Annotated in this window: 5 protein-coding genes; 1 reads left to right on the plus strand and 4 read right to left on the minus strand. The window is 35.9% G+C overall.

Annotated elements, in window-relative coordinates:
• On the plus strand, positions 1-273 hold a 273-nt coding region (locus RT250_RS13315), incomplete at its 5' end, for a T9SS type A sorting domain-containing protein (RefSeq protein WP_313115366.1).
• Between the two features lie 233 nt (positions 274-506).
• Here the strand turns inward: RT250_RS13315 and tsf are convergent.
• The 4 genes from tsf to rplM form a co-directional block, all read right to left on the minus strand.
• A complete protein-coding gene (gene tsf, locus RT250_RS13320) occupies positions 507-1,472 on the minus strand; it encodes a translation elongation factor Ts (protein WP_139854292.1) in 966 nt (321 codons plus the stop codon).
• A gap of 97 nt (positions 1,473-1,569) precedes the next feature.
• Positions 1,570-2,451 carry a 30S ribosomal protein S2 gene (rpsB, locus tag RT250_RS13325; RefSeq protein ID WP_139854293.1) on the minus strand — a complete coding sequence of 294 codons (882 nt, stop codon included), beginning with the start codon at positions 2,449-2,451 and terminating at the stop codon, positions 1,570-1,572.
• A 251-nt stretch (positions 2,452-2,702) separates the two neighbouring features.
• Positions 2,703-3,089 carry a 30S ribosomal protein S9 gene (rpsI, locus tag RT250_RS13330; RefSeq protein ID WP_313115369.1) on the minus strand — a complete coding sequence of 129 codons (387 nt, stop codon included), beginning with the start codon at positions 3,087-3,089 and terminating at the stop codon, positions 2,703-2,705.
• Positions 3,089-3,544, minus strand: coding sequence for a 50S ribosomal protein L13 (gene rplM / locus RT250_RS13335; protein WP_139854295.1), 456 nt, complete (start codon positions 3,542-3,544; stop codon positions 3,089-3,091). The genes rpsI and rplM overlap by 1 nt, the downstream gene beginning before the upstream one ends.
• Positions 3,545-4,265: the final 721 nt, after the last annotated feature.

Genomic DNA, 4,265 nt, shown 5'->3' on the forward strand with positions numbered 1-4,265 from the left:
GACTGCTCTTTAGGAACAAATGATATTAATGAAAAACTATTTTCTATATATCCAAACCCTGTTAATGAAGTTTTGGTTTTAAATGGCACAAAAAACATAAGCAATCTTAAAACCCAAATTTATTCAACAGAAGGAAAAATTTTAAACACGCAACATATAGATTTTAACAAACAAACATCAATCGATGTATCAAATCTTTCCAGCGGTATTTACTTTTTAAAGATAGCGGATGAAAGTGGGAGAGTAGAGGTGAAAAAGTTTGTAAAACAATAAATAGTTCTCGACAGCGCTCGAACGGACATTTTTCTGTTTCTTCAAAAGTAAAAGAAGTATTTGGAAAATGTGAGTTATTATAAAATAATTCAACTAATGGGTAGTTGTAAAGAAATTTATAAAATAATAAATAGGTCTTCAGACAGCTATTGCCTGAGTTACCCTTAACAGTATCCATAAAAAAAGAGGCTGAATTAATTCAGCCTCTTTCTGTATAAAATATTTCTAAAAGCTTATGCTAAAGAAACTCTTTTAAAGCCTACAACTTCAACATCGCCATACGTTTTTACGTAATCTGCAACGCTTTTCTTTTCGTCTTTAATAAAGTTTTGGTCAAGCAATGCTTTTTCATGGTCTAACGTAGTATTATCACTAATAAAACGCTCTAGTTTTCCAGGAAGTATTCTGTCCCAGATTTGTTCTGGTTTACCTTCAGCTTTTAATTCTGCTTTTGCATCTTCTTCAGCTTGTGCTAAAACTTCTGGAGTTAATTGTGCTCTAGAGATGTATTTAGGCACATTTTTTTGTGGCTTACCTAAACGGCCTAACTCGATATTATCTTTTTCGATAACAGCAATTCTAGCTTCAGTTTCTGATGCGATAAATTCTGGATCAAAATCTTTGTAAGAAAGCGTAGTTGCACCCATAGAAGCTACCTGCATAGAAACATCTTTTGCTAGCTCTTCTGCGTTGTCAACAGCTTTTGAAAGACCTGTTAAAGCAGCAATTTTGTTTACGTGAACATAAGAACCAACGAATGGCGCTTCAAGAATTTCGAAACCACCGATTTCTATTTTCTCACCAATAACACCAGTTTGCTCAGTTAGTTTTTCAGCAATTGTGATACCTTCAAAATCTGCAGCTAAAAACTCCTCTTTAGAAGAAGTGTTTAATGCAACTTCAGCCATTTTGTTTGCCATTTCTACGAATGAATCGTTTTTAGCAACAAAGTCGGTTTCACAGTTTAATGAAATGGCAACACCTTTTGTGTTGTCGCTGTTTACTTTTACGGTTGCCACACCTTCGCTTGAATCGCGATCTGCTCTTTTTTCAGCAATTTTCTGTCCTTTTTTTCTAAGGATAGAGATTGCTTCTTCCATATTTCCTTCTGCCTCAACTAATGCCTTTTTACAGTCCATCATTCCGGCTCCAGTTGTTTGTCTTAGCTTATTTACTTCAGCGGCTGTGATTTTTGCCATTTTCTTAAATTTTTTAGGTTTAATATTAAAAAAGTCGTTCAATTAATTTTCAACAAAGAAAAGAACCAAACGACTTTTAAATTTTAAAATATTGTTATTATTCTTCTTCGTTTAGAACTTCTTTTTTCGATTTCTGACGTACAGGCTGCTTAGCCTCTTTCATAGCTTTTACGTCTTCTTCGTCTGTTGAAGGAACTTCAACTTCTACTTTTGCTTTTTTAGCAGGTTTAGAATCTTTAGAAGATTTTGCTTTTTTAGCCATTCCTTCTTCGTCATCTTCTTTTCCAGATTTTCTTTCAGAAAGTCCTTCAATGATTGCTTCAGAAACAAAACTCATAATGCTTTCAATAGATTTTGAAGCATCATCGTTAGATGGAATTACGTAATCAATAACGCGAGGGTCACTGTTAGTATCCACCATTGCGAAAATTGGAATGTTTAATTTTAAAGCTTCAGCAACTGCAATGTGTTCACGAGTTGTATCTACAACGAAAAGCGCTGCAGGAAGACGGCTCATATCAGAAATTGAACCTAAGTTTTTCTCTAACTTAGCACGAAGACGATCTACTGCCAAACGCTCTTTCTTAGAAAGTGTGTTGAAAGTACCATCTTGCTTCATTCTGTCGATAGAAGACATTTTTTTAACAGCCTTACGGATAGTTACAAAGTTTGTAAGCATACCACCTGGCCATCTTTCTGTGATGTAAGGCATGTTTGCCGCTTTTGCTTTTTCAGCAACGATGTCTTTTGCTTGTTTTTTAGTAGCTACAAAAAGGATTTTGCGACCACTAGCTGCGATTTTTTTAAGAGCTTCACTAGCTTCTTCAATTTTTGCAGCAGTTTTGTAAAGGTTGATAATGTGAATCCCGTTGCGCTCCATATAGATATACGGCGCCATGTTTGGGTTCCATTTGCGGGTAAGGTGTCCAAAGTGTACACCAGCTTCAAGTAAGTCTTTTACTTCTACTTTTTTTGCCATTTTGTTTTAGTTTACGTTCTGTGAAAGGATAGCAACCTCTTCTAAATATGAATTTGGTTTAGATGCTAAACTAACACCCGGTTTTCGGGTTAACAGCTTTAATAATTAATGATGATTATGAACTTTTCAACTTTAATTGGGTATCCCATTTGAGATACCCAATCGAGTTGAGTAATAATTTATTCAACATGCGCTCAATACTAAGGTTGCTGAGTATTTCGGCAACGCTCAGTAGAAGCTTTGTCGAAATATTAACGTTTCGAGAATTGGAATTTCTTACGAGCTTTCTTCTGTCCGAATTTCTTACGCTCTACCATTCTTGGGTCTCTTGTTAATAAACCTTCTGGTTTTAAGATTCCACGGTTTTCGTCGTTTAACGTACACATTGCGCGAGAAATAGCAAGACGAATAGCTTCTGCTTGTCCTGTAATTCCACCACCGAATACATTTACGCTAATATCGAAAGTGTTTTCGTTGTCTGTAAGTACTAAAGGTTGTTTAACTTTATACTGAAGCGTTCCAGTAGTAAAGTATTTATCCAACTCACGCTTGTTGATGGTAATGTTTCCTTTTCCTTCTTTAAGGTACACACGTGCAACAGCGGTTTTTCTTCTGCCTATTTTGTGAATTGTCTCCATTACTTGTTGTCGTTAAAGTTAATAGTTCGAGGTTTTTGTGCATCCTGTCCGTGATTTGCATCTGCATACACTTTAAGGTTTCTGAACAAATCTGCGCCCAATTTATTTTTTGGAAGCATTCCTTTTACAGCTTTTTCAACAAGCCTTGTAGGGTCTTTTTTGTACATTTCGGCAGCAGTTAAGCTACGTTGTCCACCAGGATAGCCTGTGTGGCGAATGTAGGTCTTGTCGGCCCATTTGTTACCAGTAAGGTTGATGTTACTGGCGTTAATAATAATTACGTTGTCACCGCAATCTACGTGAGGGGTGAAACTTGGTTTGTGCTTACCGCGAAGTAATTTAGCAACTTCGCTTGCAAGACGACCCAATGTTTGCCCGTCCGCATCTACTAGCAACCATTCTTTTACAACGGTATTCTTGTTAGCAGATACTGTTTTGTAACTTAATGTATCCATTAGTTTTTTGTCAATCGTTAATAATTCATTGTTTCCTCATCTTAAAACAAAACGTATTTTGTCTAAGAGGGGTGCAAATGTAGTGTTATTTATTTGAAAAGCAATGGGGTGGCAATTAATTTTATTCAGAAAAGATAGGTTTACCTTAAAACAATAATTATTTAGTTAATTTTTCACTGTAAATTCAACCTGCAAGAATCCGCCTTCACCATATAAATCTTACCAATTAAAACTGCATTGCTCTTTATTCTTGTATAAGTTCAACTTCAACTTCAACTTCGACTCCAACTTCAATTTCGATTTCAATTTCGATTTCGATTTCAGTTTCAATTCCAATTTCGTTGAGCCCTACAAGAATCGCTCATGTTTACCTCAGCACAAAGCGTAGCAAACCATGACAATTAAAATTGCATTGCTCTATATTCTTATATCAGTTCAACTCCAACTTCAACTTCAACTTCGACTTCGGCTTCGGCTTCGACTTCGACTTCGACTTCGGTTTCAATTCCAATTAAGTTGAGCCCTACAAGAATCGCTCATGTTTACCTCAGCACAAAGCTTAGCAAACCATGACAATTAAAATTGCATTGCTATTTATCCATATATCAGTTCAACTTCAACTTCAACTTCGACTTCGACTTCGGTTTCAATTCCAATTAAGTTGAGCCCTACAAGAATCGCTCTTGTTTATCTCAGCACAAAGCTTAGCAAACCATGACAA

This window comes from Aequorivita sediminis (assembly GCF_032080575.2).
GTDB classification, from domain to species: Bacteria; Bacteroidota; Bacteroidia; order Flavobacteriales; family Flavobacteriaceae; genus Aequorivita; species Aequorivita sediminis.